This window comes from Epilithonimonas sp. 33E (assembly GCF_059372615.1).
On record NZ_CM182009.1, the window covers coordinates 1,472,327 to 1,498,668 of the forward strand.

At 32.0% G+C, this 26,342-nt stretch carries 26 protein-coding genes and 1 tRNA gene; 15 read left to right on the forward strand and 12 right to left on the reverse strand.

Going from position 1 to position 26,342, the window contains the following annotated elements:
• Positions 1 to 30: 30 nt before the first annotated feature.
• The 3 genes from AC5P2S_RS06880 to AC5P2S_RS06890 are packed head-to-tail and all read left to right on the forward strand — an operon-like array spanning position 31 to position 1,921.
• Positions 31 to 501: a plasmid mobilization protein gene (locus AC5P2S_RS06880; RefSeq protein WP_241315136.1), complete on the forward strand. Its 471-nt coding sequence runs from the start codon at positions 31 to 33 to the stop codon at positions 499 to 501.
• The gene (locus AC5P2S_RS06885; protein WP_241315134.1) at positions 498 to 1,352 is read left to right on the forward strand and encodes a relaxase/mobilization nuclease domain-containing protein; all 855 of its coding nucleotides are present in this window, start codon (positions 498 to 500) and stop codon (positions 1,350 to 1,352) included. Before AC5P2S_RS06880 ends, AC5P2S_RS06885 begins: the two co-directional genes overlap by 4 nt.
• Before the next feature lie 5 nt (positions 1,353 to 1,357).
• On the forward strand, positions 1,358 to 1,921 hold the full coding sequence (locus AC5P2S_RS06890; RefSeq protein WP_241315132.1) for a hypothetical protein: 564 nt from the start codon (positions 1,358 to 1,360) through the stop codon (positions 1,919 to 1,921).
• A 28-nt stretch (positions 1,922 to 1,949) separates the two neighbouring features.
• Here the strand turns inward: AC5P2S_RS06890 and AC5P2S_RS06895 are convergent, their stop codons facing one another.
• Both AC5P2S_RS06895 and AC5P2S_RS06900 read right to left on the reverse strand, forming a co-directional pair.
• Positions 1,950 to 2,363, reverse strand: a complete 414-nt coding sequence (locus tag AC5P2S_RS06895) for a helix-turn-helix domain-containing protein (protein ID WP_241315130.1) — start codon at positions 2,361 to 2,363, stop codon at positions 1,950 to 1,952.
• Entirely contained in the window at positions 2,335 to 2,460 is a 126-nt protein-coding gene (locus AC5P2S_RS06900; protein WP_494556713.1) for a hypothetical protein, read from the reverse strand. The genes AC5P2S_RS06895 and AC5P2S_RS06900 overlap by 29 nt, the downstream gene beginning before the upstream one ends.
• A gap of 449 nt (positions 2,461 to 2,909) precedes the next feature.
• Between AC5P2S_RS06900 and AC5P2S_RS06905 the strand changes: the two genes are divergently transcribed.
• From AC5P2S_RS06905 to AC5P2S_RS06920, 4 genes are read left to right on the forward strand one after another with little or no spacing between them, the layout of a single operon-like run.
• On the forward strand, positions 2,910 to 5,732 hold the full coding sequence (locus tag AC5P2S_RS06905; protein WP_241315128.1) for a type I restriction endonuclease subunit R: 2,823 nt from the start codon (positions 2,910 to 2,912) through the stop codon (positions 5,730 to 5,732).
• Between the two features lie 14 nt (positions 5,733 to 5,746).
• Positions 5,747 to 6,661, forward strand: coding sequence for a DUF5655 domain-containing protein (locus AC5P2S_RS06910; RefSeq protein ID WP_241315127.1), 915 nt, complete (start codon positions 5,747 to 5,749; stop codon positions 6,659 to 6,661).
• A 39-nt stretch (positions 6,662 to 6,700) separates the two neighbouring features.
• On the forward strand, positions 6,701 to 8,245 hold the full coding sequence (locus AC5P2S_RS06915; RefSeq protein ID WP_241315124.1) for a type I restriction-modification system subunit M: 1,545 nt from the start codon (positions 6,701 to 6,703) through the stop codon (positions 8,243 to 8,245).
• 46 nt (positions 8,246 to 8,291) lie between these two features.
• Positions 8,292 to 9,452 carry a restriction endonuclease subunit S gene (locus AC5P2S_RS06920; protein WP_494556714.1) on the forward strand — a complete coding sequence of 387 codons (1,161 nt, stop codon included), beginning with the start codon at positions 8,292 to 8,294 and terminating at the stop codon, positions 9,450 to 9,452.
• Here AC5P2S_RS06920 and AC5P2S_RS06925 read toward each other — a convergent pair.
• Entirely contained in the window at positions 9,445 to 10,110 is a 666-nt protein-coding gene (locus AC5P2S_RS06925; RefSeq protein ID WP_494557013.1) for a restriction endonuclease subunit S, read from the reverse strand. The two genes, AC5P2S_RS06920 and AC5P2S_RS06925, sit on opposite strands and share 8 nt — an antisense overlap.
• Positions 10,111 to 11,004, reverse strand: a complete 894-nt coding sequence (locus tag AC5P2S_RS06930) for a Fic family protein (RefSeq protein WP_277622908.1) — start codon at positions 11,002 to 11,004, stop codon at positions 10,111 to 10,113.
• Positions 11,005 to 11,218: 214 nt separating this feature from the next.
• On the opposite strand from AC5P2S_RS06930, the gene AC5P2S_RS06935 reads away from it, so the two are divergent.
• Positions 11,219 to 11,728: a restriction endonuclease subunit S gene (locus tag AC5P2S_RS06935; RefSeq protein WP_494557014.1), complete on the forward strand. Its 510-nt coding sequence runs from the start codon at positions 11,219 to 11,221 to the stop codon at positions 11,726 to 11,728.
• Here the strand turns inward: AC5P2S_RS06935 and AC5P2S_RS06940 are convergent.
• Entirely contained in the window at positions 11,721 to 12,086 is a 366-nt protein-coding gene (locus tag AC5P2S_RS06940; RefSeq protein ID WP_494556715.1) for a restriction endonuclease subunit S, read from the reverse strand. The two genes, AC5P2S_RS06935 and AC5P2S_RS06940, sit on opposite strands and share 8 nt — an antisense overlap.
• 107 nt (positions 12,087 to 12,193) lie before the next feature.
• Here AC5P2S_RS06940 and AC5P2S_RS06945 point away from each other — a divergent pair, with 107 nt between their 5' ends.
• Positions 12,194 to 13,120 carry a tyrosine-type recombinase/integrase gene (locus tag AC5P2S_RS06945; protein WP_241315116.1) on the forward strand — a complete coding sequence of 309 codons (927 nt, stop codon included), beginning with the start codon at positions 12,194 to 12,196 and terminating at the stop codon, positions 13,118 to 13,120.
• Positions 13,121 to 14,044: 924 nt separating this feature from the next.
• Here AC5P2S_RS06945 and AC5P2S_RS06950 read toward each other — a convergent pair.
• Positions 14,045 to 14,458 (reverse strand): helix-turn-helix domain-containing protein, encoded by a 414-nt coding sequence (locus tag AC5P2S_RS06950; protein WP_241315114.1) that lies wholly within the window; start codon positions 14,456 to 14,458, stop codon positions 14,045 to 14,047.
• 180 nt (positions 14,459 to 14,638) lie between these two features.
• On the opposite strand from AC5P2S_RS06950, the gene AC5P2S_RS06955 reads away from it, so the two are divergent.
• The 5 genes from AC5P2S_RS06955 to AC5P2S_RS06975 all read left to right on the forward strand — a co-directional run bounded on the left by AC5P2S_RS06955 (position 14,639) and on the right by AC5P2S_RS06975 (position 18,276).
• A complete protein-coding gene (locus AC5P2S_RS06955; RefSeq protein WP_241315112.1) occupies positions 14,639 to 15,181 on the forward strand; it encodes a hypothetical protein in 543 nt (180 codons plus the stop codon).
• A gap of 78 nt (positions 15,182 to 15,259) precedes the next feature.
• Positions 15,260 to 15,904 (forward strand): hypothetical protein, encoded by a 645-nt coding sequence (locus AC5P2S_RS06960; RefSeq protein ID WP_241315110.1) that lies wholly within the window; start codon positions 15,260 to 15,262, stop codon positions 15,902 to 15,904.
• Positions 15,901 to 17,550 carry a hypothetical protein gene (locus tag AC5P2S_RS06965; protein ID WP_241315109.1) on the forward strand — a complete coding sequence of 550 codons (1,650 nt, stop codon included), beginning with the start codon at positions 15,901 to 15,903 and terminating at the stop codon, positions 17,548 to 17,550. Before AC5P2S_RS06960 ends, AC5P2S_RS06965 begins: the two co-directional genes overlap by 4 nt.
• Positions 17,551 to 17,622: 72 nt before the next feature.
• Positions 17,623 to 17,883 (forward strand): helix-turn-helix domain-containing protein, encoded by a 261-nt coding sequence (locus AC5P2S_RS06970; RefSeq protein ID WP_241315107.1) that lies wholly within the window; start codon positions 17,623 to 17,625, stop codon positions 17,881 to 17,883.
• 63 nt (positions 17,884 to 17,946) lie between these two features.
• On the forward strand, positions 17,947 to 18,276 hold the full coding sequence (locus AC5P2S_RS06975) for a hypothetical protein (protein ID WP_241315104.1): 330 nt from the start codon (positions 17,947 to 17,949) through the stop codon (positions 18,274 to 18,276).
• A 369-nt stretch (positions 18,277 to 18,645) separates the two neighbouring features.
• On the opposite strand, the gene AC5P2S_RS06980 is transcribed toward AC5P2S_RS06975, so the two are convergent.
• The 4 genes from AC5P2S_RS06980 to crcB all read right to left on the reverse strand — a co-directional run bounded on the left by AC5P2S_RS06980 (position 18,646) and on the right by crcB (position 23,638).
• A complete protein-coding gene (locus tag AC5P2S_RS06980) occupies positions 18,646 to 20,904 on the reverse strand; it encodes a GmrSD restriction endonuclease domain-containing protein (protein ID WP_494556716.1) in 2,259 nt (752 codons plus the stop codon).
• Positions 20,894 to 22,729 (reverse strand): DUF262 domain-containing protein, encoded by a 1,836-nt coding sequence (locus AC5P2S_RS06985; RefSeq protein ID WP_241315100.1) that lies wholly within the window; start codon positions 22,727 to 22,729, stop codon positions 20,894 to 20,896. Before AC5P2S_RS06985 ends, AC5P2S_RS06980 begins: the two co-directional genes overlap by 11 nt.
• 347 nt (positions 22,730 to 23,076) lie before the next feature.
• Positions 23,077 to 23,161, reverse strand: a tRNA-Ser gene (locus AC5P2S_RS06990).
• 111 nt (positions 23,162 to 23,272) lie between these two features.
• On the reverse strand, positions 23,273 to 23,638 hold the full coding sequence (crcB, locus tag AC5P2S_RS06995; protein WP_283414997.1) for a fluoride efflux transporter CrcB: 366 nt from the start codon (positions 23,636 to 23,638) through the stop codon (positions 23,273 to 23,275).
• Positions 23,639 to 23,819: 181 nt separating this feature from the next.
• On the opposite strand from crcB, the gene AC5P2S_RS07000 reads away from it, so the two are divergent.
• A complete protein-coding gene (locus AC5P2S_RS07000; RefSeq protein ID WP_494556717.1) occupies positions 23,820 to 25,331 on the forward strand; it encodes an acyl-CoA dehydrogenase family protein in 1,512 nt (503 codons plus the stop codon).
• A gap of 54 nt (positions 25,332 to 25,385) precedes the next feature.
• Here the strand turns inward: AC5P2S_RS07000 and AC5P2S_RS07005 are convergent, their stop codons facing one another.
• Entirely contained in the window at positions 25,386 to 25,835 is a 450-nt protein-coding gene (locus tag AC5P2S_RS07005) for a hypothetical protein (protein ID WP_494556718.1), read from the reverse strand.
• Positions 25,790 to 26,329: a beta-1,6-N-acetylglucosaminyltransferase gene (locus AC5P2S_RS07010; RefSeq protein ID WP_494556719.1), complete on the reverse strand. Its 540-nt coding sequence runs from the start codon at positions 26,327 to 26,329 to the stop codon at positions 25,790 to 25,792. Before AC5P2S_RS07010 ends, AC5P2S_RS07005 begins: the two co-directional genes overlap by 46 nt.
• Positions 26,330 to 26,342 lie beyond the last annotated feature (13 nt).

Genomic DNA, 26,342 nt, shown 5'->3' on the forward strand with positions numbered 1-26,342 from the left:
AAATTCAATTGAAAATAAATACACACAAATATGGAGAATGATTTTTTGAAAAGTTTTGTACTGAAAGTTTCCCGTGAGCAGGAACAAAAAAAAGAGACGGAAAACAGAAAACAATACTTCCGTGAACTCGGAAAAAAGGGAGGTCTGAAAAAGAAAAGGGCGAACCAGCTTTTACGGGTAGTTTCCGTGCGATTTACCGAAAAGGAATTCAAGTTTCTGGAAGACAAAGCTCAAAAATACAGCTTGAAAATTTCGACCTACCTGCGAATGGTAGCAACAAAAGAAGAATTGAAAGTCAAGGAATTCGAAACGGATAAAATCCTTCTGGAATATGGCAATCACTTTATTCGAATCGCCAACCTTTTGCGAAATTCCGAATGGTCTGCTGTTGAAAATAAAAAAAATATCCTGATGGAAATCGAAACCGTATTGACCTTAATAAAACAATACCTCTATCGAAAAATACAGGAACGGGAGAATCTGAAGAATGAAGAATTATGAATAATTCGGCAACAACAAGACGGATTTCCAAAATCGCTTTGGAATATAATGGAAATGATAAGGGAACTGCGAAGATGCTTAATACAAACAATCTTCTCGGAAGCAATCCGGAAGAACAATTTTTGGAAATGAAAGCAGTGGCAAAAAGAAATTCCAATGTCAAAAAATGGGCGTTGACAGGTTATATCTCTCCGCCAAAAGAAACCGGAGATAAGCTTTCTGATGCGGAATTGGCGAAAATCACAACTCTGGCTCTGGCAAAAGTCGGGGTTTCTGAAAACAATCAATATCGTTTGGATGTCCACAATTCTACAAAGCAAAAGCATATCCATTTTGTGGCCAATAGGATTGACACTTTTGGAAAATGTACGGTGAAATCCCATAATATCGGCGAGCATTTCGGCAAGGCTGTTCGGGAAATCTGTCGAGATTTGGGGATAAAGACCGACATCGAAACAGGTATTGAAAAAAGAAATGATATGTATGAGAATCTCGTTTCCAGTATCGGAAATTCTAAAAATTTTGAAGAGCTGGTTTCTGAAATGTCGAATCGTGGCTATTTGGTTTCATTGTCCAGCAATGTCAAAGTCGGAATTTCGGGAATGAGAATCGCCCTTAAGACGGACATCAATGAGGAAACCTCACGGCAGTACAAAGCAGGATACAAGCTTTCTGAAATCACAAACAAACTAAAAATCTCTGCAATAAAGCAAATCTTTGAAGATAAAACAAAACGCTCGGAAAAATTTAAAACTTCAAATGATACTGAATTTATTAAACAAAATAATCAGAATGAGGATTTGAGAAATAATGAAATTGAAATAGAGAACAATAAAAAATTTAAACGCTAAAAATTATGGACAATACAGAAAAAGACGGAATGGAGATTCTGAATCAGGTTATAGAATCCTGTAAAGCAAATATTGAATCCAATGCAGAAACCAAAGCTTCGATTGAAGATTATATGAATGTATCTTCAGAACTTGAACAATCTGTATCGGCTTTGATAAATATAATCGATGAAACATCAGGAACTTATCAAAAAGAAAATGAAACATTTAAGAAAACCGTAAGTCAAATACCGAAAATAATTCCTGCGGAATTATCTCAGCAAAGTATTGAAGCTTTACGAAAATCGAATCTTGTCTGGGGAGTTTTCGGGACGATTTTTCTGGCTTTTCTGATGATTCTGATAAGTGGCAATCAGGCGTTTAAATGGTATTCGGAAAGCATTCGTTCCAAAAGCGAGCTTAGGCAGGAAATCCTTTCAGAATTTGAAAAGGATGGAAAACAGCTTTATCCAAAAGACAATATTCAACAATTAGAACATAACACCAAGGTCTTGCAAAAATGGATTGAGAAAAATCCTAAAGATGCCGAGAAATTCCTGAGATTCAAAGATGGTTATGAGGCACGGTAGGTCTTTGTTTTTATCTTTTGAAGAAGTGTTAAGATTCTGATGACGGTATGGCTGCTGAAATATCTCCCTGTTCTTCTAACTCTTTTTTTCTTTGCTTTATAAAATCTGTTGGTCGGATACCGTTGATTTCCTGAAAAAGGTCTGAGAAATTCTGACGGGAAGTGATACCACGTTCTTTGATTAACCCTTCAATTGTATATTTCAGAAAGTCAGGATTATGATACAATTTATGTATAATGTAATGGATACGCAACTCGTTCAGGTAAGTATTGAAATTCTTAGCTTTAAACTCATTGATTACAAAAGAAAGATAGGTGATATTAGTATTAAAACTTTTAGCAAGTTCCTGCTGGGCAAGTCCTTTTTTTAGAAATCCCTTTTTCTGTTCAAAATTATTAAGTTTTTCTAAAATATCACTTATTGCTACTTCGGGAAACAGCAATCTTATTCTCTCTTACTGCATAGATAGCCTCAATAACTTTTTCCGGTGATTTATCTTTGTCAATAATTCTTTTTTCCAGTTCTAAATATTTGTCCAAAATTTCTTTTTCTTTCCTTTTTCTGTAAAGGCAATTATATACTAATGATAATATAACGTTAAGTAGGTAAGTATATTTTCGAAGTAGAGCAACAAGGAGAAGACCATATAGATTATGGTAAGTTGCTGATTAGATATGGGATATGGTAGCGTTTTCTATAAAAGATAGGTTGAAATATCAGACCTTATTCATTGTGAACACTGTATTCGCAAGATGTGTGAATTTTAAAAACTCTTTTTTATGTTGGATTTGACAGCCTCCTTTCTGAGGCTATTATTTTTTATTTTAAGGAAAACCGTAAATAGATTAAGTATTAATGATTTAATTTTATCCTTTTAACAAAAGTTTAAAAAAGCTTTAGGAACAGGAAAACATTTAATATTTTAGTACATTAAAAATTAATAATAGACATCATTACTTTTTTTGAATTCAGTAAATTAATATAACTAATGACCATTCAAAGTGAACAAGCCCTAGAAAACGGACTCATAAAAACTCTAATTGATAATAGTTATGAGTATGTACAACTAAAAGAAGAAGAAAACCTCTATGCTAATTTCAAAAAGCAATTAGAAAAGCATAATAAAAAAAGATTAGCCGAAATCGGAAAATCATCTTTTACAGACAAGGAATTTGAAAAAATCCGTATTCATCTGGAGGGAGGTTCTCGGTTTGAAAAAGCAAAAAAACTTCGTGATTTATATCCTTTGGAAACCGAAGATGGTCAACGTATATGGATTGAATTTCTGAATAAAAATAAATGGTGCAAAAACGAATTTCAGGTTTCTAACCAGATAACAACAGAGGGAAGGCGAAAATGCAGGTATGATGTTACTATTCTTATTAATGGTATTCCACTAGTCCAGATTGAGCTGAAAAGAAGAGGTACAGAGCTTAAGGAAGCGTACAATCAAGTTCAGCGCTATCATAAAACTTCCTTTGAGGGCTTGTTTGATTATATTCAGTTATTTGTTATTTCCAACGGTGTGAATACAAGATATTTTGCTAATAATCCAAATGGCGGATTCAAATATACTTTCAATTGGACGGATATGCTTAATAATCCATTCAATGACCTAAGCTTATTTGCTAATTTTTTCCTTGAAAAGTGTAGTTTGGGAAAAATGATTAGCAAATATATCGTTTTGCACGAGGGAGACCGTTCATTGATGGTTTTACGTCCATACCAATATTATGCTGTAGAGAAAATATTGGACAGAATTGAAAATACGAGCAAAAATGGCTATATCTGGCATACGACTGGAGCAGGTAAAACTTTAACCTCTTTCAAAACAGCACAATTGGCAGCTGAGATTGATGGCGTAGACAAAGTGATTTTTGTAGTAGACAGGCGTGATTTGGATACTCAAACGCAAAGCGAATATGATGCTTTTGAAAAGGGAGCCGTTGATAGTACGGATAATACCTATGAGTTGATTAAGCGCTTGGGAGGAAATTCAAAAATTATCATTACTACCATTCAAAAACTGAACAATGCTGTGACTAAAGACCGTTACAATAAATATTTGCAGAAAGTGAGGGAACAAAAAGTCGTTATGATTTTTGATGAGTGCCATCGAAGCCAGTTTGGAGAATCTCATCGTAACATCAGAAATTTTTTTACAAACCTACAGGTATTTGGATTTACAGGAACTCCTATTTTTGCGGAAAATTCCAATGACCATACTACTGCTGAAATATTTGAAGACTGCCTGCATAAATATCTTATAAAAGACGCAATTGCTGATGAGAATGTTCTTGGTTTTCTAGTTGAATATTACAAGGGAAAAGATGAACTAACGGGAGATTATATGAAGGATTCCAGAATGAATGAAATCGCAAAATTCATTTTGAATAACTTTAACAAATCAACATATGATGGAGAATTCAATGCTTTATTTGCAACTCAGTCCGTTCCAGCATTATTGAAATATTACAAAATATTCAAATCACTGAACCCGACAATTAAAATCGGAGCCGTATTTACATACGCAGCCAATGATAATCAGGATGACGAAAAAACAGGAATGAATCAAGGCTTTGCTAATGAAAAGGTAAATGCAGATGAATTGCAAAGCATTATGAATGATTACAACCAATTGTTTGACACTTCTTTTTCAGTTGAAAATTTCGGAGCTTATTATGATGACGTCAATTTTAGAATGAAGAAGAAAAAAGAAGATATGGAACCGGTTGATTTGCTTTTGGTGGTCAATATGTTTTTAACAGGCTTCGATGCAAAAAAACTGAATACATTATATGTAGATAAGAATATGGAATATCACGGGTTGGTACAAGCATTCAGCAGAACCAACCGGATTCTGAACGAAAAAAAGAGATTTGGTAAAATAGTCTGCTTTCGTGACCTGAAGTCAAATGTTGATGCAGCTATCAAATTATTCAGCAATAACCAACCGAACGAATTTATTATTAGGAAACCTTATGTTGAAGTAAAAGAAGAATTCTCACAATTATTGGAGGATTTCAAAGAAAAATATCCTGAAGTTCAATTTATAGACACTTTGAAAAGCGAATATGACAAACGTGATTTTGTACTTTCATTTCGTGAGATTATCAAAAAACGGGCAGAAATCCAGATATATGAAGACTTTGATACATCCGAAGAATCTTTCCCGATGACTGAGCAGGAATTTATGGATTTCCGAAGTAAGTATATGGATATTGCTACAGGCGTTATTGCTCCTCCTACCGAGCCTTCTGGAGTTGGCGAAGAACCAGCTCCTTATGGAAATGACCCGCAAGGATTAGAAGATATTGATTTTTGCTTGGAATTACTGCATAGTGATATCATTAATGTGGCATATATATTAACATTGATAGCTGGTCTTAATCCTAATAACAGTGATTATAAAAAAGAACGCCAGCAAATTTTGGATACAATGGTCAATGATTCGCAGATGCGTAACAAAGCGGTTTTGATTGACGATTTTATTAAAGAAAATATTGATAATAATAAAGACGGTTTTGAAAAATCGAAAGCAGATGGTTCTATTGACTTGGAAAGCAGGTTGAACGAATTTATCCGAAAAAAACGAGATTCAGCTATTCAGAAGTTAGCAAATGAGGAGGATATTGACCCAACCGCATTATCGGCATATATTACCGAATACGATTACCTACAACGTGAAAAGCCGGAAATAATACAGGAGGCTGTAAAACAAAAAAAAGTAGGTCTTAGAGAGCGTCGCAGTATAATGGAAAGAGTCTCTCAGAAATTAAGAAATATTATTGAAGTCTTTAGCTGGGACTAAACCAAAATACCTATATGGCTATATTAAAAATTGGGAATGAACTAAAAATTGTAAAAGAGTTTCCATTCAGATTTGAAAAAGAAATCCAAACCTTGGTAGAAATAAATCTACAGACATTGTTACATTTAGATTTTATTTGTTCTGAGTTTTTTCTGAATAATTTTCGCATAGATACATTGGCTTTTGATAGAGAGACAAATTCTTTTACAATTATAGAATATAAGCGAGATAAAAATTTCAGTGTGATAGACCAGGGGTATGCTTATTTATCACTGATGCTTAATAATAAGGCAGATTTCATTCTGGAATTTAACGAGAAACAAAAACATACACTTAAAAGAACTGATGTTGACTGGAGCCAATCCAAAGTGATATTTATTTCTCCCCAATTTACCAATTATCAGAGAGAAGCAATCAATTTTAAAGATTTACCTATCGAGTTATGGGAAATTAAAAGATTTGAAAACGATACCATCTCTTTTGAGCAGATACAGAAAACATCTGCAAAAGAAAGTATTAAAACAATATCTAAAAACGATGAAACTGTTGAGGCTGTAAACAAAGAAATAAAAGTTTTTACAGAACAAGACCATCTGCAAAAAACAAGTTCCGAAACTCTCGAACTGTATGATGAAATCAAACGCAGGTTGATTTCATTGGGTGACGATGTTACCATTCAGCCAAAAAAACAGACCGTTGGATTCAAAGTCAATAATAATATTTTTTGTGATATTGTTTTGCAGGGCAAAGGAATCAAAATCTATGTAAATCTTAAAAGCGGAGATTTGCAAGACCAAAAAAAAGTAGCCAGAGATGTCTCTAATGTAGGGCATTGGGGAAATGGCTCTTATGAGATAAAAGTTACTGATTTGGATGATATCGACTATATCATCAGTCTTTTAAAACAATCTTTTAGAAAAAATAAATAAAAAATAATAGTTGTTGTTACAACTTAAATAACCCGTAAAATGAGCGAAGAATTACAGGAAAAACTCCGAAATCAACTATGGATGGTTGCAAATGCCTTAAGAGGAAATATGTCACCCAGTGATTTTATGTATTTTTCATTAGGATTTATTTTTTATAAATACCTATCAGAGAAAATAGAAATGCACGTGAATGATGAGCTGTCTTACGATGGTTTAACATTCCAACAAGCGTGGAATGGTAAAGATGAAAGTTTAAAAGAAGACATCAAACAAACCTGTATAGAAAATCTGGGATATTTTATTCAGCCTGAAAATCTTTACTCATCTATAATTGACCTGATAAATAAGAAAGAAAATATACTGCCTGCACTGGAACGTTCTATGAAACGTATCGAAGACAGTACAATAGGTCAGGAAAGTGAAGATGATTTTGGAGGATTATTTTCCGATATAGATTTAGCATCGCCTAAATTAGGAAGAACTGCAGACGATAAAAACAGATTAGTAAGTGAAGTGCTTATTGCTTTAAATGGAATTGACTTCGGACTGAAAGAGGCTGACGATATTGATATTTTGGGAGATGCATACGAATATATGATTTCTCAGTTTGCGGCTGGAGCAGGTAAAAAAGCGGGGGAATTTTACACGCCTCAAGAAGTAAGTGAGATTCTAGCGGAAGTTGTTACCACGGACAGGACACGATTAAAAGATGTGTTTGACCCGACTTGTGGAAGTGGTTCCTTACTACTTAGAACAGCAAAGAATGGTAAGGCAGATGCTATTTACGGACAGGAGAAAAATCCAACGACTTTTAATTTATGCCGAATGAATATGCTGTTACACGGTGTAAAATATAAAGATTTTGATATCCGAAATGGAGATACCTTAGAGGCAGACGAATTTGGTGACCGACAGTTCGATGCTATCGTTGCAAATCCTCCATTTTCTGCTATATGGAGTGCTGCTGCTAAATTTAATAACGATGACAGATTTAGTCCTGCAGGAGTTTTAGCTCCAAAATCCAAAGCAGACTTTGCGTTTATCCAACATATGTTATATCATCTGAATGAGCAGGGAACGATGGCTTGCGTGGCTCCTCACGGTGTCTTGTTCAGAGGAAGTTCCGAAGGTAAAATACGGCAATTCCTGATTGATAAGAAGAATTATATTGATGCTATTATCGGACTCCCTGCAAATATTTTTTACGGAACCAGCATTCCCACTTGTATTATTGTGGCAAAAAAATGCCGAAAAGAAGACGACAGTATTTTATTCATTGATGCCAGCAAAGATTTTGATAAGGTGAAAAACCAAAACAAGCTTCGTAAAGAACATATTGAAAAAATTATTGAAACATATCGTACTCGTGCAGAGATTGCTAAATATAGCCATAATGCTACACTTCAGGAAATTGAAGAAAATGATTACAATCTAAATATTCCAAGATATGTCGATAGTTTTGAGGCTCAGGAAGAAATAGACATCCAAACAGTGATGCAGGAAATCAAGTCTTTGGAGGCCAAGCGTTCTGAATTGGACAAAGAAATTGAGGGCTACTTTAAGGAACTAGGACTTATTTTTTAATTTTTTAATCCTTAATGTTTTTACTAACGAAAGTTGAATTATCAAGATGACAAATAAAAAATCAAAAGTAAGCAATGTTCCCAATTTGAGATTTCCGGGGTTTGATGGGGAATGGGAACAAGTAACTTTAGGAGAATGTTCTATTAGCCTTGACTATGGAATGAATTCATCTGCAAAAAATTTTGATGGTGTTAATAAATACATCAGAATTACTGATATTGACGAAAATTCGTCAAGATATAAATCCGATAATCCAGTTTCTCCATCAGGAAATATAGATGAAAAATATTTAGTCGGAGAAAATGATGTCCTATTTGCTAGGACAGGTGCAAGTACGGGGAAGTCATATTTATATCATTGTGATGATGGGAAATTATATTTTGCCGGATTTCTAATTAGGGCGAAAATTAGGAATGAATATGATTCAAAATTTATATTTAGTCAAACACAGACACAAAAATATAAAAAGTGGGTACAATTGATGTCTATGAGGTCAGGGCAACCAGGTATTAATTCACAAGAGTATTCGAGTTTTAAATTTTTTCTTCCCAAAACAAATCTGGAACAACAAAAAATCTCATCTTTTCTATCGCTCATTGATGAACGCATCCACACCCAAAACAAAATAATTAAACAATTAGAAACCTTAATTAAAGGGCTTTATCAAAAAATATTTGAGGCAGGGCGATTTCAATTTTCTGTTCTACCTTTAAAATTACTTTGCATTATAAAAAAAGGGGAACAAATAAACGCATCTGAATTATCTGAAACAGGACTTTATTATGTAATGAATGGAGGAATATCACCATCTGGCTACTATTCTGAATATAATTCAGAAGCAAAAACAATTTCGATAAGTGAAGGTGGAAATTCCTGTGGATATGTTCAGTTTAACAATTCTAAATTTTGGTATGGAGGGCATTGCTATACACTAAATAATATTCATAACAGCATTAAAAACAAATATTTATATTATTACCTGAAAGCAAATGAAAACAAAATTATGGCACTACGAGTAGGTTCTGGATTACCCAATATTCAAAAATCTGCATTAGAAAAATTTGAAGTAAAAATTCCCAATATTTATGTACAGGAAAAAGTCATATTAGCTCTGGATAGTTTATCAAACAAAGTAGCCATAGAAAGTAAACTTCTTAAAAAATATCAACAACAGAAAAAACATTTGTTACAGAACTTGTTTATATAAATAAGTTCTGTAACAAATATTGCTTTTGAAATTGGTATTTATTTAAAATAGTTTTCTCTACCTCTATCTTACTATCAATTGAAAAAAGCAATTGAGCAATATCTTTTTGTTCTTCCAAAGATGGTAATATGATAGTTAATTTCATTAATTCGCCTTTAGACATATTGTATCGAGTACTGCCTTGCGCGAGCTTAATTATTTCTTTTCTAAAATTAAAACTTCTGAATAAATAACTCGAAAAAAGTGGATTAATGACTTGAGATGATGATGGTCTATAGGCAAAACAGAAACTATTTAAATACATTTCACCTACTTCTTCTAATAAGACCGAAGACATTCCTATCTCTTTAGGTGTTTCAGATGAAATCGTAAAAAACACATCACCATACATTACACGATTCTGATTTTCATTCTCTGAAATTTCCACAAATCCACAATTTTTTATATGAACTTTGGAAGAATCAAAAATTTGTTTGTATTGGATGTAAGGTTTACCGGTTCCAAAATTGTCTTTAGTTTTCCCTGAAAGCCCATTAAATACTTCTCCTATATCTCCCAGACTCTGTAATTTCCACTCATCGTTAAATTCCTGAAATCTAATCTCCCTAGAAAATAACTTTTCACTTAGCCCTTTACTAAAAGAAAAATAATCCCAAATCTAATCAAACTTTATTTCAAAATACTGAAGAATAGCTTTATAATTATCCTGAGCTGTAAGACAAGTGTCTAACAGATATTCTCTTATATGAGTCCACTCCTGTAAGCCTCTGTAATAGAATAACTTGAGCTCTTCATCTATAATGAAAGGAACTATATTATTGCAGAGACATTCTTTAAACATTATCAACCTACCTACACGACCATTACCGTCTTGAAAAGGATGAATGATTTCAAATTGATAATGAAAATTTATAATATCTTGAAAACTCTTCTTTTCAATACTATGATAATCAGAAAGTAATACTTTAATTTTTGAAGATACTTCCTTAGGCGGACAAGTTTCATTTCCCCCGACTTCATTAGGCAATTTTTTGTATTCACCAACATTGAACCAATCTTTTCTGCTATCTGAAGTACCTGATTTCAAGAGAAAATGTAACTCTTTAATAAATGATTCAGTGAGTTTATTTTTAGCTTTATCAATGATTAAATCAATACATCGGAAGTGGTTCGTAGTTTCTATAATATCGTCCACATTTACACTTTCTTTGGATGCTCCGATGGTATTGGTTTCAAAAATATAGCGGGTTTGGTCGTGGGTTAACCTGCTTCCTTCAATCTTGTTGGAATTGTAGGTCAAATCAATTTGCGTGCGATGGTAAATACCACCTTTGAGCTTCATTTCTTTTTGTTCTTTAAGATGATTGAGTAAAATATTATTACTATATTTTTTCTTATTCCCTTTCTCCGGCAATGTCGAATCTTCTGGAATATTCCAAGTTTTACCTGTTAGGAAAGCTCCTTTGATTTTTCCCGTAGCACAATAATTCCGAATAGTTCTTTCCGGAATATTCCATTTTTTTGCAAATTCGTTGACCGAAATATAATTCATAACTAATAATAAATGCCGTCATCGGCAAATATACAATAAATAAAATTTGATATTATTTATATTTTTGCCGATAACGGCTAAGATTGAGGATTTAATTTATTAAAGGAATACGCTTAGTAAGAAAATATTTTCTTGTGAGTTAAATTTTAATGATCAAGAAGGCAATCGTTATCCTGAATGGCACAGTATAGCACTTGGTAATATTGGAGAAATAATTACAGGAAAAACACCAAGTACAAATGACTTAAACTTGTGGAATGGGGATATACAATTTGTTACACCAACTGATATTACAGAAAGTAAGTACCAGTATTCTACTGAGCGGACAATTAAAAGGACTAATAAGTTAAGAATATTACCACCTAAGAGTATAATGTACACTTGTATAGCTTCTATTGGCAAAATGAGTTTATCAATGAAATCTTGTGTAACAAATCAACAAATTAATTCCATTATTCCCAAACCTGAGTTTAATAATGAATTCGTGTTTTATGCTTTATCAAACATTTCAGAATTTATAAAATCTACACAGAGTTCATCTACAATGCCCATTATTAACAAAACCGAATTTTCAAAATTTAAAATATCAACTCCTTCTTTACAAGAACAAACCAAAATCTCCCATTTTCTTTCGTCTATTGACATAAAGATTGATATTGAAAACAATTTTTTAAATAAGCTAGAAAAGCAAAAACAATATTTACTTGTAAATCTATTTATATAAATAAATTAGCAAGCAAATATTGTTTTTGTTCAAGTAATAATTTATAAATCTCAAATTCATTTTTTATTTTTTTATCAATGCCTGACAATGTATTAACAATTTGACTCTGTTTATTAAAATCGGGCAATGGAATTTTCATTCGCTCTATTTCAGAAATATAATGCCTTTTGTGATCATTAGATGACAACCCTAAAAATGATAAATATTCAAACATAAATTTCAAATTAACATCAGTTTTAGTAGTTAAAATTTTAATGGCAGAAGATTTTACTTTAAATAGAAAATCAACAAATTTTATATCCATTGTAAAATCATCAAATATGATACATTCACCTTTGTCATAAATACCAAATCCCATTCCCCATCAAACCCCGGAAATCTCAAATTGGGAACATTAACAAATTAATATCCTCAAGGTTTTTGAATCATTAATTGCTTTCCTTTGATATTTAAATTTAAAAAATAATGATTAAACAAAAACAATTGTCCGAAGTCATCGAACTATGGAAAGTAAACAAGAAACAATACGTTAAAAAATCAAGTTTTTCTGCTTACACACTTCTAATTGAAAATCATATAATTCCAATCTTTGGTAAAGCATTTATTATCGAGGAAACCGATGTGCAAAACTTTGTTTTCAAAAAACTAGAAGTGGGTTTAAGCCATAAGACGATTAAAGATATCCTAATTGTTTTAAAGATGATTCTCAAATTCGGTGCAAAAAATAAATGGTTTGATTACACACCTTTTGATATACAGTTCCCAACGGAAAGAGAAAAGCATAGCTTGGAGGTACTTACCAAATCTGACCAGAAAAAGATAATGAATTACATTCAGGAACATTTTACATTTAGAAATCTGGGTGTTTACATTTGCCTAAGTGCTGGAATGCGAATTGGCGAGGTATGTGCATTGACTTGGGAAGACGTTGATACAGATAATGGAATTATAAGCGTCAATAGGACAATCCAACGTATATATGTAATAGAAGAAGGAGTCCGAAGAACAGAATTGATATTGGACACACCAAAAACTAAAAATTCTATCCGTGAAATTCCTATAAGTAAAGATTTATTAAAAATCTTAAAACCTTTTAAAAAGATTGTTAATCCATCATTTTTTGTTTTGACAAATGATGCGAAACCAACAGAACCGAGAACTTATCGAAGTTATTACAAAGGCCTTATGAAGGAGCTTAATATGCCTGACCTTAAATTTCACGGATTGAGACATAGCTTTGCTACAAGATGTATCGAGAGTAATTGTGATTATAAGACAGTAAGTGTACTTCTCGGGCATTCTAATATCAGTACAACATTAAATCTGTATGTCCATCCTAATATGGAGCAGAAAAAGAAGGCGATTGAGCAGATGTTTAAAGCTCTCAGATAAAATATTGAGCACTTACAATATTGAAACTTAATTTAAAACTATTTAGATAATTAATTTACAATGGTTTTAAATGGATTTGAAGGGGGTAGGCAACAGAGTGTATTGGTGGTTTTGTTACAAATGAATATTTAATGAAATAGGAAGTTCTTGGGGATTGGTTTATCCCTGTTAAAATTATTCTTGGACTCATATTTTATTTTTTCATAACATTTTAATTGAAAATAAAACAATCAATAGGAAAGTATAAGAATATATCGAAGATTCGATAAAAGATCAATGCTGGTACTTAAAATTTTTTAGAAATAAAAAGGCTTAAAAATAAATGATTAAGCCTTTTTATTTTACCAAATTAGTCAACTTCTAGAGTTCTTTTTCAATGTTTATTAATAATTTTATCAGTTCTTTTAATTCATCTTTGTTGAATTCATTAAGAGAATTTTGGCTATATATCATTGAGGGAAATTTTGTATAATTCGTCCAAGTTTTGTTCCCCTCATTGTAAAAAGCTGCAAATTCAATATAACTAAGAGTTAAGAACTTATATTTGGTCTACATAATAGTTTTCGGATTTTCCTTTTCTTCTAAGGTTTAAAGAGATTATATTAATTTATTAAGTTCAGGTTTTTCAATGGTTTAAGTTCTTTTTGAAACATTATCGTATGTTTCGTATTCCGTCATAATTCCAAGTACATTCTCAGTGAAATTGTCTGTTGTATCTTTGGAAACTATTTTTTGCAGATTTAAATTTTTGAACTTCCCGAAATTGAAAATTTGTTTTTGAATTAATGTACCTCTAGGGAGTTAAGTTTTAATTTTCCCGATGTAGTAAGAGGATTCTTAATAACCGGAGGAAACTCCTGAGCAGTAATGAATTAATGTAATGCAATATACATTACCAAAATTGTTCTTTTCATCATAATGCAATTATTTATTAATAAGCTTCTCCAGCCTATCCATCATTTCATCTTTTTCTTTCAACATCCTTTCATACAAAGCAATTTTTTCTTCGTGTAAGGCAACTAATTTTTCAATTGGATTTACTGTTGGGTAGTAGCTAAACAAAGAATTCCCATTAGCATTGTCGTTATTATTGACAGTATTTGAAATTATGTTGATGGCTTGTTGCTCATCAAAATTCTGAAAAGCCTCTACAGGAATTTTAAGAGCAATAGAAATTGCTTCCAATAGATCATCTTCTATAACATCTTTTTGCTCCAGCATAGAAATTTTCTTTTGATTCCATTCCTCTCCCAAGTCAAAAGCCAAAGCCTCCTGCTTGATTCCAAGCATTTCTCTAAAGCGTTTCACATTTCTTCCTTGATGTATTTTCTGTTCCATAGCGGTTATCAAAATTTTGAAGGCTTAAATATAAAGCCATTTCTGTTAATTCGTCTGAATTGTAAAGTTAAAAAAATATCCTGTAAAACATCCCTTCCAACGGATATTTTATTCGCTAAAAGAATAGATTACTCAGTGGCAACAAGAGAATTTAGTTCTCACATTTTAAAACCTATTCTTATGAAAAAGATAAAATTATCTTTGGAGACGAGTTTCTGGGCAATCGATGAAATTGAAAATCCATTTCAACTGATCAATGCTTTCTTCAACTACTGTACTGTAGACAGTTATAAGAATACACTCAGCGAAATTATGCTGTATGTCTATAAAGCTGAGGTCTGTAATAAAGAACGTCCGGGAGATGTCTTCGATTTTCATACTGCTATCAAATCGTTTATAAGGGGAGCTTATCTGCTAACATTCAAAGCTAAAAAATGGAGAGTAAAAAAGACTCCTGAAGAATGGCAGATCATAAGTCAGGCATCTTTAAACAAAGAAGAATATGAAGATCCGTTTTTGGTTTTTGAAAAAGCATTTGAATGCAAAACACTGGAAGAATATGAGTTTTTCCTTAATGAAATTGTTCACGTATCGCTTTCACCTTACAAAGAGGAATTTGATTACGATCTGACTACTCCGCACATCTACCTTGTTAAAATGCTGGATGCAGCGCAGGTAATGCGTGAAAGAGGTATCAAAAAAATCAAAAATAAAAAATCGTAAATTCCGAATAATTTATCCCTTCTCGGAATAGAATATCCCTCACTCCTTCGTCAACTTTACTAAAGCAAAATTATAGAAATGAAAACTAACACACCCTTTAGTAAAGAGAAACAACTTGTACATACAAAAGAACAAGCTGAAATCGCATTAGATATTATGGTTCAGAATTCTCAAGGAGAAAATCTTGAATTAGGTATATTCCGCCTGCGTGACCAACTGAATAATGCCAGGCTCACAGAACTGCTTGATAGCTATCCTGATTTGATTCAAAAATACGAATTGGAAAAATTGCTATCAGGAAAGATTGAGATCAAAGATGCAAGCGTCCAGGATGTGAAGACGGCAGGACTGCTGTCCTGCCTGTTATTACTCATTCATTTTTACTTTGACAAGCATAAAGATAATCTGATAAGATCCGAAAATGATGAGTTGAAACATTTTGACAGTATCAAGTATATATTAAATTCGATCACTTCTGAGGAATGTATTCATAAGTTATTTCTTGTAATCTTATCAATAGTAGGAATTGATTACTTTGAGAAATATCAGGAAAAGATGAAAGACCCTGATTTTTTATTGAAACAGACCATAGGATTTGACAACGATACCGAAATGGATGAACATATTGATATGATGGTGTGGTTTGCCTTGGTTCGTTTATTTATTGAAGCTATCTTTATGTACTATGATAGTGGTTTTGAATCTAAAAACGTTCAGCTATGAAAACACCAAATAAATCTCCGTTTTCAATCCTCGCCAATGAGTTTATTGAAAATACACTAGAACAAATTGTTAAGGATTATTCCATCGGTCAGGTATTCTATAAGAAAGAAAAGCAAACAACTCGATCACACATTTTGGTTCAGCTCAATAAATTTGCAGATGTAGCCAAATTGCGCTCAAAAAAATGGGTGAAAGAATTTAGAGACCAGTATCAAGTTTACGTTTATTTCATTGATTATTCGAGATTGCAATATCAATTATCAAAAGGGCATCCTTTCATAGAGTACCATTGCCAGAAATCTTCAATAATCTATCAAAATGATTATTCTAGATCATCAATTTTGATAGATAGGATTTGGAAAAAATACAAGAAGAAATTCAACCGTTTTGAAGACGCTTTCCATCACGATCACGAAATTCGTAGGGTAAAAATTGAAAGACTTAATGCTGAGAATTCATATAACAGTGTTTTTACTTCTTTCGAAGAATTGATCCATTATGACTTGGAATACCTAGAGGAATTATATAGCGGAGAGAGTACAAGTGACATCGATCTGAACCAAAGGATAAATCAATTGTTGATTTATATTCCGGAACTACAATCCTATTTTGTCAAAAAGAATCCAAGGGAATATTTTATAACTGAACTTTTCGCAAAAGTAAAGAAAGCTATTGACGAAGATGATATCATTTACAATACAGAAATGTTTGAATCATTAAGAATCATCGAAGATTCGTTATTTACATTTATTGAAGCTAGATTCTACGAATTGAAGCATCTGATCAAAAAGCAATATGAAAAAATTTATACGGTCGATCGGGATATATTCCCTATGGAAGAGTATCGAACAGATGAAATACTTGAAAAGGCAATTGACAGAATCCTGACTTTTATAGAACTGGAACAAATATATTTTTTTCATAAAACAACCTATGGAGAAGTGACAACCTACTATTTACTTTTGATTGGTTTGAATGTGAATAATGAAAAAATAAAAGCCATTACTCATTCTTTAACGAGTATATTTGGAAAAGAGTACAGATTTTTATTGCTTGGTCACAATCGGTATTGGATTCAAAAGAATCTATATCAATATCAAAGCTTCTTCGTTTTCATTATACAAGGCAAACATTTGGTCTATTCCTCGGATGAATATCATCCCGAGCCACATTGGCAGATGCCTTATCATCCACAACACAGTGATCTTTACTTCCATTACAAGAGTGCATTACAAAGTTCATTGCAGTTTTATAAATTGATTGATGGAGAGCAAGAAAATTATCAGGGAGTAGATAATATTTTCGCATTATTTTTCTTGTCCTTTTGCAGAACATACATCTATGTAAAAACTTTTTATCTACCCAACTATATGACCAGCGAAGCCCTTTGGCAATTATGTATTTACGCTGATAATGACATATATAAATACAACTATCTATTTGAACAATTTTCTAACAACATATTTTCTTTCACGGATTACAATATGAGCGTGCATCACAGTATAGGAAAAGTTGATACTGAGAAAGCAAATTGTATGAAAATGATTGTAGAAAAGCTGATGAATGAACTCAATGTAACTGTGGTCGATGGTAAATTACTAGATAATTTTGAGATGAATTTAATAGTTGAAAAAAGTATTGATTAGGATTACATTAAATATTATTTCAGACTTATAATGGAGACTTACTACTTCAAGAAAGTTAAACAATGAGCAACTATGAATATAAATATTTTAACCAAAGAAGACCTCCAAGAATTTAAAGTAGAATTACTGGAAGAGATTAAGAAATTGATAGATATCAAAAGTTCAGAAAACAAATCGTGGTTAAGATCCACGGAGGTTAAAGAACTTCTCAAAATTTCTACAGGAACATTACAAAACCTTCGTATTAATGGAACGCTGTCTTACACTCGTGTTGGAGGCACGTTATATTACAAGCACGCGGATATCGAGCGGTTACTAAATAGTAAATCTTGATATTATCTCATCCTTTCTAATCTTTTTAATCCTATAAATTTAAAGTAAATTATTATCAAGGAAATGACTTACAATAAACATTTAACAGCCCTCTATGGGAAAGTAGCTCAAGAAAACTCATTAAATCCTACTCACTTAAGTCTCTATATGGCTTTATTTCAATTTTGGAATTTCAACCGATTCAAGAATCCATTTAATATCTCTCGGGATGAAGTTATGCGAATTAGTAAGATTCGCTCAAAAGCTACTTATCATAAATGTATAAAGGATTTACATTCATTAGGATATTTTGACTATCAACCCTCATATAATCCATTTGCAGGAAGTAAAGTTAATATGTTTGATTTTTCAGGTGAATTAAAACCTTCTAGGAAATATACACGCAAGCATTAACCATTTAAATTTTCTCCCACCTATTTGGCTAATAAATTTAGAATGCTAAAATCTTCTCAGTAGTCTAGAATGTAGCATTTGGCCAAGCCAACGCCATTCATTTTAAAAATCTTAGCGTTTAGATAATTTGATATAATTTTTGGGATTGGTTGATTCACTTATCGGTCTTGAAAATATTTTATAGTTTCTTTTTCTAATTGTTCAATTTCATAAGCTTGAAGTTGCTTAACAGGAAATACCCGATTTATTTAACTAATAAAATTCTTTAGATTGTCCACGATATAGTTCTTGATAGTTTTCACCAATGAAAGTTAGTCTTTCAGAATTAATTTCTGAAATAACATTTCAAATTCAGCAATTGTCTCGATTTTACTTTCGTTTATTATTTTTTAGTTTTTCAATTCGAATTAATATTCTGTGGAGTAATTCTATTCTATCCTCTAAATCAATTAAGTCTTCTGTTTGCCGAACAAAATTATACCCATTATCATCAATTATTCCTTTCTTCTCCATTTCATCCAATAAAATGTTTCCATTCCGATTGCTCATTCCATTTTCAAATAGAAACCCCTTTGGAGCTGATGATATTAATATCTTTTTACGATTATGGGAATAGACAAGTTTTCCCCCAAAATTATCTATGCTTAAATTTTTAACCTTAGCATTCTTAGCAATTTCCTGCAAAAAAGGATCCCAATGCCAGCCATTGAACTGTCTTTCTTTCATTTTGAAAATGCAATAATCACCTACTTCCTTGAAGGAATAATAACCTTGATTACAATTTTCTCTGAATGAAGAGTATTTCATAAAATAGTATGTCCAATCTTTTGGCTTATTGGAATATTCATTAAGTGTTTTATCAATTTTTTGCTGGATTGAAACCGATTGATTTTCAATAAAATAATCTAAGCACTGCAAAACTATTTTTTGTGTTTTTTCGTAGAAATGAGATTTGTTGTACCCTGGTGTTGTGAAAAAGTTTCTGATAACACGATTTTTATTTGACATTAAATTAGCCAACGTTCCATCTCTTTGTGAATAGTCCCCGAAACTTAAAAGAAGATTGCTTTTTGTGTTGAAGTCTGAAAGAATACTACTCTCATCAAATAATGACAAAAACTTCTCTGCTCTATTTTTAAAGTCATCGACTAAAGGAATCAGAGATATACTTCCTCGCAAAATATCACTATCCTCAAGTCGTTGAAGAATTTCCTTATTACTAGAATGTTGAGCAATGTAATCTTCTTTAGATTTTTCCTCTTCAATTTGGTCAGTTTTAAAGGTCTTAAAAATCTCACAATCTCCATTTGTGATAAATTGCTCAGTTTCCTCAAAACTATTTCCTAAATTAGATTCACGTAGTTCATTTTCAGAATTGACAACTAAATTTCTCAAAGTCCTGATTTGGTCATTAAATATGTTGCTTGGTCTTTTAAGGTGAGTTAGACAAGCTAATAACAATATTTGTTCAGGAAAAGAGAAACCTCGTGAATCAGAAAAATGGAGCAAACAACGTTTTAGGAGATTTGTTTCCTTGTGTTGAAAAAATAATCTTGTTTTACCTAATTCAAATTTGGGCTCGTCTACATAGAATAAATCACTCCAAAATGACGGATTTTCTTTTTCTTGTTTGCAAATGGAGTCTAAAGTATCAAACAAAAAGTTCTGATTCTCTACGTCACTGTAAATTTCTTTTAATAACTCAGCAGAATCAATCGTATTTGCATAGCGAAAATCGTTTGAATCTCTCAAGTCTTTTTTGATAGAAATTATCGAAGTAATGAAGTTGAAGAGATTTAGAAACGAATTATCAACAGTTAAAGCAATGTCTTGATCTTCTGTTAATATACCTAGCTCAAAAATAATATTCCAGATGGTATCTGTCCAAACCCCATCAATTGCTTCTTCGAAACGTTTTCTTTGTTTTAATTCTGAAATTGTTTCTGCGAATCCTGCCTTAAAATATTCGAACTCAGTTAAAGGTTTTCCACGAGAATTCATTTTAATGTACAAATCGTCAGTTAATCCGACTTTGTCCATATCCAACTTATAAAAGTAGAAAGGACAATCTTTTATTATGCCCCATATAGAGTCTGTATTTAAAGATTTGTATCTTAACTCTATATCTTTTAAAACAACAAGCATTGCCTGTATGCTAGGGTCATAGTCCCAAGTTTCAAAATACCAAGATTGATTTGCAATTTCTTTGCTAACGTCCTCGTGTGAAAAGTTAGGTCTGAATTGAATTAAATTTTTGTAAAATTGAGTAGTGCTATGTCTAGTTTCATAAAGAAAATTTGAAAGAAAAATTACTTCACTATTTGAAATAATTTCTTTCACTGATACGAACCAATACAATAACCAGAGGGTTGTTAATCTTTGCTGACCGTCAATTGGGACAAATGTAATTTGGTTGTTAGAATCAACCTCATTGAATCCATAAATAAAATCAAGTTCAATTTCGGCCTCAGGATTTGCTTGCTTTTTAGAAACAAAGTCAAATAAAACATCCAAAAAGTCCTTTCTGATTTTATTAGTTTTGTTATCTGTTCTACCTTGTGCATAATCTCGTTGAATTATTGGTATTTCTACCTTATTATTCAATATATCTAAAAAATTATTTCTCATTTTCTTCGATAATAACAGGTTTATATAATTCTATACAACGTCGAATCTCATCTGAGTAAGATTCTCGTTCGTCTTTTGTCCAGACACAATAATGTTGACCATTTTCTGAAGAATAGTACTTTAAAAAAATACGTTTTGTAGCTAAAGGAATAAATTCGCCTCTTCTATCCAAATCAATTATTTTTCGTCGTTTTACTTCAAACACAGAATTACTTAATGAAATATTTTCTGTGAGCCCAATCAATGCCATATTTTGAATTTTATGTAAATATTCATTTTCATTTGTGTCGTCAGATGGAATAAGTTTTAAAATTCGTTCACTTAATGTTTTAAAGTCCTCATATCGATAAGTTTTCTCATCTATTAAATCAACCTCTGCGATGATTTTCTTTGCTTTTTCTTTATCAGTTGCAACATTCAATAATATGTTGGAATGAGAACGAAGCCAATTAAACCATTCCTCCTTTTTATTTTCGTTAATTCCATCAATATTTTGTGCGTGAATATGCTCCAGACTTTTTGTAATGTTTTTATAAATTTCAAAGGGAAAAAACTCATTATTATTTTTATTACCTCTGGTTAGTTCTATATTAGCTAAAAGTAAAACGTTGGTGATTTTACTGTGATCGCTTCTTTTGCTGTAACTTAAATCTTCCCAATCATTATCAATGCTATTTGCAATTAGTTGATCTATTTTTGTTTCAAAATCTTCTTTGGTATTATCTTTTTTAATCTGTATCAGACTACCAATTGCTGTTCCTGTGGTTATCAGATAACCGATTTTGTGATAAAGATTTTTGTTCGAATACCAATACACTAAAGAACGGTATATTTGTTCCACATCTACCCACTTTTGCCAAAGTGAATTAGCAGTCTCTTTTTCATCGAAAAAATGAATATAACTAAATAATGGATCTTTTTCATTTGGAATTTTCTTAGAAACGACATCAAACAAATATTCAATTTTATTACTATATCTATCTAATTTTTCGTTTGATACAAAAGCCCAAAATTTTTGATTATTAAGCTGGTTCTCGATTTCATCCCAAATCTGTACTAACTGTGTTCTGCGTTTAATTTTATCGTCTTCCGGCATTCCTTTGAAGCTGTCAGAATTTACAAATTTTGCTTTAATCAACTCGGCACTTGTCAAAGGTATTTTACCACGATTTAAACGTGTGAACAAATCTTCGCTCTTTTGTTCTTTATCTTTAATTTCATACCAAATTACTTGTACACTCCATTCAGGAAGTTGTTTTTCCCCTTCATTATTAATTAAAATGCTCGGTAAAATTATTTCAAGCATTTTGTTTTTAAGTTCTCTTAAATTACCTTTTTTTCCATCTTCAAACCATTCTTTAATGCACTTGTAAGCCTCGCTCATATAGTATAAATCGGGCTTAGTATTGTTAGTATCATTAGTTTCCAAAAAAGCTTTGGATTCAAGTCTAGTTTTGTAATAAATAGAATATAAATCATCGGGATATCCCTCTGATTTTAAATTGTTTTGAAGATATTCTAATGTCAAATATGTAACAATTCGATGAAGCGTCGTTAAGCGTTGTTGTCCATCAATTAACTCATAACCTTTTACATTATTCCCGTCAATATCTTGCCAGTCAGGTTCTCTTTCTCTTACCACAACAGGTTGTAAACAATAGAATGTATTTCTATTATTGGGTTCTTGTCTATATTCCCAAATATCATTGAGTAATTGTAGAACATTATTTTTAGTCCACCTGTAACCTCTTTGATATTCCGGAATGTAGAAGTTATTTCCCAAAAGTTCTGTTATACTTAATGTCCTAATTTGGTTTTCTTGCATAGTTTTATAATTTATTTTGGAATTTAAGAATAATTGCTTTTGTTCCGAGATTATCAAGATTTATTATTCTTGTTCCAGTACCACAATACTACACAAAAAAATACATGCACTATTGAGTAGATATACCTATTTTGTTATTTTTTTGAATTTTATCAAAAATAAGATTATAACATTATTTCGTTTTATAACCCAATTTATATAATTGGCACAAAAAGAATCGACAAATCAGTTGACGTAGTAGCTATAAATTTGAAAATATATATATAAGAGCGATGTATATTATTAGCACCTATATTAGCACCAATAATTAAAAAACCCTATAAACATTATATTTATAGGGTTTTTTGCGGAGAGTGAGGGATTCGAACCCCCGGACCTGTTACAGTCAACAGTTTTCAAGACTGCCGCAATCGACCACTCTGCCAACTCTCCTTACTTGCTACGATTTCTCGTTTTCAGTGGTGCAAATATAGAAAGCTTTTGTATGATGCGCAAATTATATTTGAAAAAAGTTTTTAATTCACTAATTATCAAATGGAAAAATTAATTTCTGACAATCTGAAAACCTGTAAATACCATGGAAACTCCAATAATCAGGCTTAGTAGAGCATACAAAATCAATATGCCGTAATTTCCATTTTGCCAAAGTGAAAAATTCTCAGCAGAAAATGTTGAAAATGTAGTATAACCACCACAAAGGCCTGTAATCAGAAGATATTTTAAAGAATTATCAACTTTCAGAAAATAAGCAGACAGAATTCCGATCAGAAAACATCCCGAAATATTAACTACAAAAGTTCCCATGGGAAAACTATTGATATTCCAAAGTTTGTGGGTATAGTTAGAGATCAAAAAACGCATTATACTCCCAAAACCACCACCAAGAAAAATGTAAACTAAATTTCTCATTATGCTAAATTATAAATAATCATTGATTTCTAAAATAACTCTGGATTATTAATAGTATCTTTGACGTAGTATCATACATTGTGAAGCGACCTATTTTAGATGATAAATTTGTTGCCATTCGCTTCGCTTTATAATTTTTAAGTTGTACAGATGGCTTGCAACGTTTTTTATTTTATCTATTATGAATGCACTTGCATTGGACGCTTCGGTAATTACATATCCGGAATTTCTCAATCGTTTTAAATCTTCACTTTCGTCCCTTTTTCAAAAAGAAAATATTGATCAGTTAAGCCTTTCCAGAGGTTTACCACCCAATATTTGGAAAGATATTTTGAATTTAAAACCATTGTCGGTTTCGATCCCGAAAGAATTCGGTGGGAGAGGTGCAAAAGTTAAAGAATGTCTTGGCGTTTTATCGGCAGCGGCTTATGAATCGTTGCCACTATCATTAACATTTGGGATTAATATTGCTTTATTTTTAGAACCATTGGCAAAATATGGGAACGAAATTATCAAAGGTGATATTTTCAAACATTTCCTGGATTTTGGAGCAATGGGCGGATTGATGATCACAGAACCAGATTTTGGTAGTGACGCATTGAATATGAAAACCCAAAACGAACTGAAAGACAATACTTACCATATCAAAGGGACTAAACATTGGCAAGGTTTGACAGGTTTAGCCAATTATTGGTTGGTAACTTCCAGAAATATCAATGCTGACGGAAATCTTGCCAGAGATGTTGACTTTTTCGTTGCAGATACGCACAAACCGGAACAAAATATAGAAGTTCTGGAATATTACGACAATCCGGGACTTTATATGATTCCGTACGGATTAAATAAAGTGGATATCAAAGTGCCTGAATATAATAAATTGATTCCTGAAACAACAGGTCTTAAAATGATGTTGGACATTCTTCACAGAAGCAGATTCCAATTCCCTGGAATGGGAATGGGATTTCTCAAAAGAATGATGGATGAAGCGATGAAACACTGTAAAGAAAGAATCGTTGGGACCTGCAATTTATTTTCCTTGGATCAGGTTCAATATCAGATTGCAAAATTACAGTCATTTTTCGCATTATCTTCAGCGATGTGTGCTAAAAGTACATGTGTAAGCGGTATTGATAAAGATGTTTCTGCAAGTGGTGTTCACGCCAACAGTATGAAAGCTTTTGTAACTGATATGATGCAGGAAGCAGCTCAGATGTTGGTTCAATTATCTGGTGCAAAAGGTTACAGAACCAGTCATATCGGTGGAAGAGGAATAATGGACAGCCGTCCGTTCCAGATTTTCGAAGGTTCTAATGAAATGCTTTATACGCAGATCTCTGAAGGAATTTTAAAAGATATGAAGAAGAAAAAGGCGGATAACCTTGGAGAATATCTTTCTATTAACGAGATTACAAAAGAAGCTGCAAAATTATATGCTAAAGAGCTGAACGTAACGATTAATGGGCCATTATCACAAAGAAAAATGATCGATCTTGGGAAAATTATCTCCAGAGTTGTTACCGTTAATGATTTGACTGAGCTAAATGAAGCAGGATTTAATCAGGAATTAACAGATAATTCTATCGAGATTGTAAGACAGGAGATTGTAACGCTTTTTGCATCATTCCAACATCATAAGGCAATTAGTGCTTTGGATGATATAAGTGATAAAAGCGATTGGATGACGTTTTTCTAATCAATCAAGATAGATGAAAAAGACCTTTAAAAATCAATTAAAGGTCTTTTTTATTTAATTATTTTGACGATCATTAATCCTTAATTCCCGCTCTATCTCATCAATGTCAGGTAATTTGGTATTATAGTTTTCTTCGATATATTGCAAAACGGACTTATCAGTTTTACCATCTATTTTCCTGATGAAAAGGTGGTTATTAGATCTTAAATAATTAATGATTGCATCCGGATTAATCTTATTTAGTAAAGATTTTTCCAATACAGCTCTTTTGTCATCATTTACAATCACATCGTGAAAATCCGTATTCATAAGAACGGTCTGAAAAAACGATTCTCCGGGCAAATAGGTGTTAATATAGAATTCTTCGAAAAGCATCACCTTTTTATTGTTATTAAGAAAAGCACAGGTGTCTCTTGTGAAAAGAAACCACTTACCACCTATAAAAGGGATAACGTTTTTTATAAATTCTCTTTTGTAAATGAACGAGGAGATTTTATAAGCCATTCTGTAAAATGGTTTTGTATTCTTTGGAGTGTGTCGGGTCTGTAAAACTTTTGGTCATAATAAAAAAGATAGTTTTTACCATTGTTTTCAGATAAAAATTTGCGGATAATATTTTGAGATTTCAAAGGAAAGTCATCGCAGCTTAGATTAATAAAATAATCCCAATCCGGACTTGCATTCAGGAGAAATTCCATTGCGTTAAGTTCTGCTTGGACAATGCTAAAACCGCCTGAAGTTATGTTCATACTTTCTAGTAGAAAGGCATTTGGAAACTGTATTAAAAATAGTTGAATCGCCTCAGTTATCTCTGGCTTAGCTTTTCTGTCAATATGAATGAGGTAGAACTGATCTCTTGTGTATATTTTTTTGAATAGTATGATAAATTTCTCAGTTTCGTTATGAACCATTATGAAATATGCAATCCTTAATGCCTTATCATTTTGATTTTGAGAAGTTTGGGGTTGAGGTTGTGTTGAAGAGAAATAATTCTGCATTTTATATGGATTT

Excerpts from the sequence above, each read along its gene's own strand:
- AC5P2S_RS06880 (WP_241315136.1), top strand. The coding sequence starts at position 31 with ATGGAGAATGATTTTTTGAAAAGTTTTGTACTGAAAGTTTCCCGTGAG.
- AC5P2S_RS06885 (WP_241315134.1), top strand. The coding sequence starts at position 498 with ATGAATAATTCGGCAACAACAAGACGGATTTCCAAAATCGCTTTGGAA.
- AC5P2S_RS06890 (WP_241315132.1), top strand. The coding sequence starts at position 1,358 with ATGGACAATACAGAAAAAGACGGAATGGAGATTCTGAATCAGGTTATA.
- AC5P2S_RS06905 (WP_241315128.1), top strand. The coding sequence starts at position 2,910 with ATGACCATTCAAAGTGAACAAGCCCTAGAAAACGGACTCATAAAAACT.
- AC5P2S_RS06910 (WP_241315127.1), top strand. The coding sequence starts at position 5,747 with ATGGCTATATTAAAAATTGGGAATGAACTAAAAATTGTAAAAGAGTTT.
- AC5P2S_RS06915 (WP_241315124.1), top strand. The coding sequence starts at position 6,701 with ATGAGCGAAGAATTACAGGAAAAACTCCGAAATCAACTATGGATGGTT.
- AC5P2S_RS06920 (WP_494556714.1), top strand. The coding sequence starts at position 8,292 with ATGACAAATAAAAAATCAAAAGTAAGCAATGTTCCCAATTTGAGATTT.
- AC5P2S_RS06930 (WP_277622908.1), bottom strand. The coding sequence starts at position 11,004 with ATGAATTATATTTCGGTCAACGAATTTGCAAAAAAATGGAATATTCCG.
- AC5P2S_RS06940 (WP_494556715.1), bottom strand. The coding sequence starts at position 12,086 with ATGGGATTTGGTATTTATGACAAAGGTGAATGTATCATATTTGATGAT.
- AC5P2S_RS06945 (WP_241315116.1), top strand. The coding sequence starts at position 12,194 with ATGATTAAACAAAAACAATTGTCCGAAGTCATCGAACTATGGAAAGTA.
- AC5P2S_RS06950 (WP_241315114.1), bottom strand. The coding sequence starts at position 14,458 with ATGGAACAGAAAATACATCAAGGAAGAAATGTGAAACGCTTTAGAGAA.
- AC5P2S_RS06955 (WP_241315112.1), top strand. The coding sequence starts at position 14,639 with ATGAAAAAGATAAAATTATCTTTGGAGACGAGTTTCTGGGCAATCGAT.
- AC5P2S_RS06960 (WP_241315110.1), top strand. The coding sequence starts at position 15,260 with ATGAAAACTAACACACCCTTTAGTAAAGAGAAACAACTTGTACATACA.
- AC5P2S_RS06965 (WP_241315109.1), top strand. The coding sequence starts at position 15,901 with ATGAAAACACCAAATAAATCTCCGTTTTCAATCCTCGCCAATGAGTTT.
- AC5P2S_RS06970 (WP_241315107.1), top strand. The coding sequence starts at position 17,623 with ATGAATATAAATATTTTAACCAAAGAAGACCTCCAAGAATTTAAAGTA.
- AC5P2S_RS06975 (WP_241315104.1), top strand. The coding sequence starts at position 17,947 with ATGACTTACAATAAACATTTAACAGCCCTCTATGGGAAAGTAGCTCAA.
- AC5P2S_RS06980 (WP_494556716.1), bottom strand. The coding sequence starts at position 20,904 with ATGAGAAATAATTTTTTAGATATATTGAATAATAAGGTAGAAATACCA.
- AC5P2S_RS06985 (WP_241315100.1), bottom strand. The coding sequence starts at position 22,729 with ATGCAAGAAAACCAAATTAGGACATTAAGTATAACAGAACTTTTGGGA.
- crcB (WP_283414997.1), bottom strand. The coding sequence starts at position 23,638 with ATGAGAAATTTAGTTTACATTTTTCTTGGTGGTGGTTTTGGGAGTATA.
- AC5P2S_RS07000 (WP_494556717.1), top strand. The coding sequence starts at position 23,820 with ATGAATGCACTTGCATTGGACGCTTCGGTAATTACATATCCGGAATTT.
- AC5P2S_RS07005 (WP_494556718.1), bottom strand. The coding sequence starts at position 25,835 with ATGGCTTATAAAATCTCCTCGTTCATTTACAAAAGAGAATTTATAAAA.
- AC5P2S_RS07010 (WP_494556719.1), bottom strand. The coding sequence starts at position 26,329 with ATGCAGAATTATTTCTCTTCAACACAACCTCAACCCCAAACTTCTCAA.